This is a genomic window from Halorubrum persicum, assembly GCF_002727125.1.
In the GTDB taxonomy this organism is placed as follows: Archaea; Halobacteriota; Halobacteria; order Halobacteriales; family Haloferacaceae; genus Halorubrum; species Halorubrum persicum.
Genome location: NZ_NHOA01000080.1, coordinates 1 through 4,766, shown reverse-complemented (window position 1 = coordinate 4,766; position 4,766 = coordinate 1). Strand labels below are relative to the sequence as shown.

Annotated in this window: 6 protein-coding genes; 3 read left to right on the top strand and 3 right to left on the bottom strand. The window is 70.8% G+C overall.

Annotated features, from left to right (window positions below; genetic code table 11):
• From DJ69_RS09435 to DJ69_RS09425, 3 genes are all read right to left on the bottom strand, one after another.
• Positions 1-942: rhomboid family intramembrane serine protease (locus tag DJ69_RS09435; RefSeq protein WP_099255369.1), on the bottom strand; the 942-nt coding region annotated here is incomplete at its 3' end.
• A 55-nt stretch (positions 943-997) separates the two neighbouring features.
• A complete protein-coding gene (locus tag DJ69_RS09430; protein WP_099255368.1) occupies positions 998-1,702 on the bottom strand; it encodes a type I 3-dehydroquinate dehydratase in 705 nt (234 codons plus the stop codon).
• Positions 1,703-1,793: 91 nt separating this feature from the next.
• Positions 1,794-2,768 (bottom strand): transcription initiation factor IIB, encoded by a 975-nt coding sequence (locus DJ69_RS09425; protein ID WP_099255367.1) that lies wholly within the window; start codon positions 2,766-2,768, stop codon positions 1,794-1,796.
• 189 nt (positions 2,769-2,957) lie between these two features.
• On the opposite strand from DJ69_RS09425, the gene DJ69_RS09420 reads away from it, so the two are divergent.
• From DJ69_RS09420 to DJ69_RS09410, 3 genes are all read left to right on the top strand, one after another.
• Positions 2,958-3,734: a cobalamin-binding protein gene (locus tag DJ69_RS09420; RefSeq protein ID WP_099255371.1), complete on the top strand. Its 777-nt coding sequence runs from the start codon at positions 2,958-2,960 to the stop codon at positions 3,732-3,734.
• An 11-nt stretch (positions 3,735-3,745) separates the two neighbouring features.
• Complete coding sequence (locus tag DJ69_RS09415; RefSeq protein WP_099255370.1) at positions 3,746-4,348, top strand: DUF84 family protein; 603 nt, start codon at positions 3,746-3,748, stop codon at positions 4,346-4,348.
• Between the two features lie 221 nt (positions 4,349-4,569).
• The coding region (locus DJ69_RS09410; RefSeq protein WP_099255366.1) for a DUF7123 family protein at positions 4,570-4,766 on the top strand (197 nt) is incomplete at its 3' end.

Genomic DNA, 4,766 nt, shown 5'->3' with positions numbered 1-4,766 from the left:
GCAGCGAGAGCCTCGCGCGGTCCGCGGGTGGCCCCGGCGGGATGCAGATGGGCGGCCACCCGCGGACCGCGCGAGGCTCTCGTTGCGCTTGCCGAACGCGAGGCCGATGGCGAAGCCGATCAGGTGCGCGAGGTGCGCGATGCCGCCGACGCCGCCCGTTCCGGTCTGGATCACGAGCACCGCCGAGATGAGCGCGATCCCCCAGGTGAGGTACTTGATCTTCATCGGGATGACGAAGAAGAGGAGCACCTGCATGTTCGGTCGCCACACGGTGAGCACGCCGAGAATCGCGAAGCCGGCCCCGCTGGCGCCGAGCACGCCGACGGTCGGCGCGCCGGTCGCGATCGCGAACAGGACGTGGCCGAGGCCGGCGAGGACCCCCGCGCCGAAGAAGAACCCGACGAAGCGGCGCGACCCGACCGCGCGCTCGACGAGCGGGCCGAAGAACAGGATGACGATGCTGTTGCCGATGATGTGGAACAGCTGGAGTCGCGAGTGCGAGAGGACCGAGGTGACCCACGTCCAGACGTTCCCGAGCGCGTCCGACCGGAGGACGAAGAGCTGGCTGTGAGCGGCCTCGCCGAGGGTGAGCGTCACGACCCACTGCGCGAGGAACGTGATCCACATCGCCGCCAGGATGGCGTAGGTCGCGTTCCCGCGGAAGTAGCTCACGAGCCCGCCGGTGCTCGTCTCGCGGTCGAGCCGCTGCTTGAGACGCCCCACGACGCCCGCCGACGACCCGGAGCCGGAGCCACCCGCCCCGCCGGCCTCGACGCCCTCGTCGAACCCGCTGTCGAAGACCCCGCCGGGGTCGTCCCACTCGGCGAGGCCCGGGCAGTCGTGGTTCTCGGGCAGGCGGTGATCGGCACAGAACGTCTTGCCGCACCGTTTACACTGGTACGGGAGGTTCTCGTACTCCCCACACACGTCGCACGTCGCCATTGCCGTCACTTACGCGGGCGGTCGTAAAGCGGTTTGGCTCTTTGCCGTGGCTGTCTCACTCGTCCGTCCCGTCCCCTCCCAGCCCGTCGACAAGCTCTCTGAGCGTCGCCAGCGGGTACTGCCCGGGCGCGGTCGCGTTCGCCGGATCGACGGGCGCGTAGCCGATCTTCGAGCCGTACAGGGGGGTGACCGCACGGGTGTGCCGCCCCGGTTCGCCCATGCACATCGTCGCGACCCGGTGGCCGGCCGCGGTCGCCTCGTGGGTCGCCTCGATCATCGCGAGCGCGTCCGCCGGCGCGGTCGCGGTCGTCGCCAGCTTCCCCACGTCGCCCTCGCTCGCCGCGTCGGTGAGCAGGTCGACGAGCGCGGCGGGCTCGGGCGTCGACTCGAAGTCGTGGACCGAGACGACCACCGAGACGCCCTCCTCACGCGCCGTGTCGCGGAGCGCGGTCGCGTGCGACTCCTCACCCTCGGGCGCGTTCCCGCGGAGCGCGGCGAGCTCCACGTCGACGGCGGAGACCGCGTCGCGGGCGACCGCGGTCGAGAGCGCGTCGAACCGGCCGAGGTCGCCGGCCTCGCCGCCCTCCCACGTCGCCCGGTTCGTGACGAGCAGCGGGAGCTCGCCGTCGTACGCGTCGAGCTGAGCGAGCGGGTCGCTCGCGAGGTCCATCCGGAACTCCACGGCGTCGGCGTGCTCGCGAGCGCGCGGTTCCTCCGAGAGGTCGGCCGTGCTCGCAGTCAGGACGAACTCCTCGAACATACGCGGGGGTTCCGCGGGCGGGGACTTATGTGTGTGCGTCCGGCTGGAAGCGGAACCGATCGATGGCCAGAAAAGCGTCGTCGGGTCGAGGTTAGGCGACGAGACCGTCTTCGGCTTCGAGCAGCTCGTGGTAGCGGTTCCGGATGGTGACCTCGCTGATGTCGGCGACCTCCGAGACGGCGGCCTGCGTCGTCTTCTCGTTGGTGAGGAGCGCGGCGGCGTAGACGGCGGCGGCCGCGAGCCCCACGGGCGATTTGCCCGAGTGGACGCCCTTCTCCTTCGCGTTGCGCAGGAGGCTCTTCGCGCGCATCTCGGACTCCTCGGAGAGCTCCAGGTCGGAGGCGAACCGGGGGACGTACTGCTCGGGGTCGGCCGGCTTCACTTCGAGCTTGAGCTCGCGGACGACGTAGCGGTACGTCCGGGCGATCTCCGCCTTCTCGACGCGGGAGACGTCGGCGATCTCGTCGAGGCTGCGCGGGACGCCGGCCATCCGGGCGGCGGCGTACACGCAGGAGGTGGAGACGCCCTCGATGGAGCGGCCGGGGAGGAGGTCCTCGTCGAGCGCGCGGCGGTAGATGACCGAGGCGGTCTCGCGGACGTTGTCCGGGAGCCCCTGTGCGCTGGCCATGCGGTCGATCTCGCCGAGCGCCTGCTTCAGGTTGCGCTCCTTCGAGTCGCGGGTGCGGAACCGCTCGTTCCACTTGCGGAGGCGCTGCATCTTCTGGCGCTGACGGGCGCCGAGCGAGCGCCCGTACGCGTCCTTGTCGCGCCAGTCGATGTTCGTCGAGAGCCCCTTGTCGTGCATCGTGTTGGTCGTCGGGGCGCCGACGCGGCTCTTCTCGTCCTTCTCACGGGAGTCGAACGCGCGCCACTCCGGCCCGCGGTCGACCGAGTCCGCCTCGACGACGAGCCCGCAGTCGGCGCAGACGCTCTCGCCGTGTTCCTCGTCGTTGATGACGTTGCCGTCGCACTCGGGACAACTGAGCGTCTCGTCGGTCTGTTCCGATTCCGTCTCGTCCGTCTCCGTTCGGGAGCGACTCCCCCGCGTGTGTAATCGTTCACTCATGGCTAAACCCCCTCTCGGTAACTGAACACGGCCCGAGAGCGATCTTGTCCGATAGACGGCGGAACCGAACTTAAAACGACCGGAACGCGTCGCCGGAAACCCGACGAAAGGACACGATCTATCACGTGTTTTCGGGATCTCTCGTGACGACCGAAACGCTTGGGCCGGTGGCGCTCCGAGCCGCTTCCGATGAGCTCCCCCCGCGTCGTCTCGTTGGCTCCGAGCGCGACGGCGACCGTGACCGCCCTCGGCGCCGCCGAGACGCTGGTCGGCGTCACGCACCACTGCGACACCCCGGACGACGCGGGCGCCGCACACGGGACGGAGTCGCCCGCTCCCGTCGGTGGCTGGCTCAATCCCGACCTCGACCGCGTCGCCGAGCTCGCTCCGGACGTCGTCCTCACCAGCGACGGGCTCCAGAGCGACCTCGCGGACGACTGCCGCGAGCGCGGGTTCGCCGTCCGCCACCGCGAGCCCGCGACGCTGGACGAGGTGATCGCGACCTTCGCCGCCCGCGGCGCGGACGTGGGGCGACCAGCGGCCGGCGACCGACTCGCCGCCGAGGCCCGGGACCGCCTCGATCGAATCGCCGACGCGGTCGCGGGCCGTCCCCGTCCGACCGTCTACTGTGAGGAGTGGTCGGACCCGCCGATGGCCGCCGGGAACTGGGTCCCCGACGCCGTCCGCGCCGCCGGCGGTCGGTACCCCTTCGTCGAGCCGGGCGAGCGCTCCCGCGAGGTCGCGCTCGCGACCGTCGAGCGAGCCGACCCCGACCACGTGATCGTCCACGTCTGCGGGCACGGGGACCGGGTCGACCCGGCGACCGTCGAGGAACGCGACTGGGCCGTCGACGCCCCCGTCCACGTGATCGACGACTCACTTTTAAACCAGCCGAGCCCCGCCCTCGTCGACGGCGTCGAGCGGCTGGCGCGCCTGCTCCATCCGGGGACCGAGAGCTATTCGTAGCCCGTCGCCCGATCTTGGGTATGCGAGTCGGCGTCGGCAGCGGGAACCCGGTGAAGCGGCGCGCGGTCGAACAGGCGCTCGGCGTCGAGCGCGACTCCGATCCCGGTACGGTCTCCCGCGACTCCGGGACGGGCGCCCTCCACGACCTCCGGGGCGACCCTGAAGCGATCGCGGTCGAGACCGTCCCCGTCCCGTCGGGAGTGAGCGAGCAGCCGACCGGCCACGCCGAGACGATCGCCGGCGCCGAGAATCGGGCCGCGGCCGTCCTCGACGCGGAGCCGGACACGTACGACCTCGCGGTCGGGATCGAGGGCGGCGTCGCTGGGTTCGACGGCGCTGACGGGCTCTTCCTCGTCATGTGGGCGGCCGTCTCAGACGGGTCGCGTACTGGACGGGGAGCCGGTCCGAGCCTCGAACTCCCCGCGGACGTGGCCGCCCGGATCGAGGACGGCGAGGAACTCGGTCCCGTGATGGACGACCTCCTCGACACGGAGGGTGTCGCGCGACGCGGCGGCGCGGCAGGTGCGTTCACGCGCGGTCGCGTCGACCGCGCTGACGCCCTCGCGACCGCGGTCGCCGGCGCGCTCGGACCGTTCGTCTCCGACCTGTACTGACCCGGAACGGCTCTCGTTTCGTTCCGATTCGGGTCCGAGACCGACCGGTCCCGGCGCAGTTGCGGACCGGCCCCGCCCCCCGACGTGACGGTTCGAGAGCTGTACCGAAACGCGGCGCTCGTCACCCGTCCGTGACTGCTTTCAGCGACAAAATCGCATGACTGCGAGGTGTTAATCCGGTCTACCAACCGGTTTATGAGGAGACATGACCTGTCTCCGGTATGAGCACGGTCCAACCCGACGCGGTTGCCGTCGAATCTGCTGGCCTCTCCGCGAAACAGGCGCGCATCCTGCGGTATCTCCGCGAGAACGCCGCCGACAAGACGTACTTCAAATCGCGGCTGATCGCCGACGAGCTCGACCTCTCGGCGAAGGAAGTCGGCGCGAACATGAGCGCGGTCGCCGACGCGGCCGCCGA

Bases quoted from the DNA above. Each gene is read 5' to 3' on its own strand.
- DJ69_RS09420 (WP_099255371.1), top strand. From the start codon at position 2,958: ATGAGCTCCCCCCGCGTCGTCTCGTTGGCTCCGAGCGCGACGGCGACC.
- DJ69_RS09430 (WP_099255368.1), bottom strand. From the start codon at position 1,702: ATGTTCGAGGAGTTCGTCCTGACTGCGAGCACGGCCGACCTCTCGGAG.
- DJ69_RS09425 (WP_099255367.1), bottom strand. From the start codon at position 2,768: ATGAGTGAACGATTACACACGCGGGGGAGTCGCTCCCGAACGGAGACG.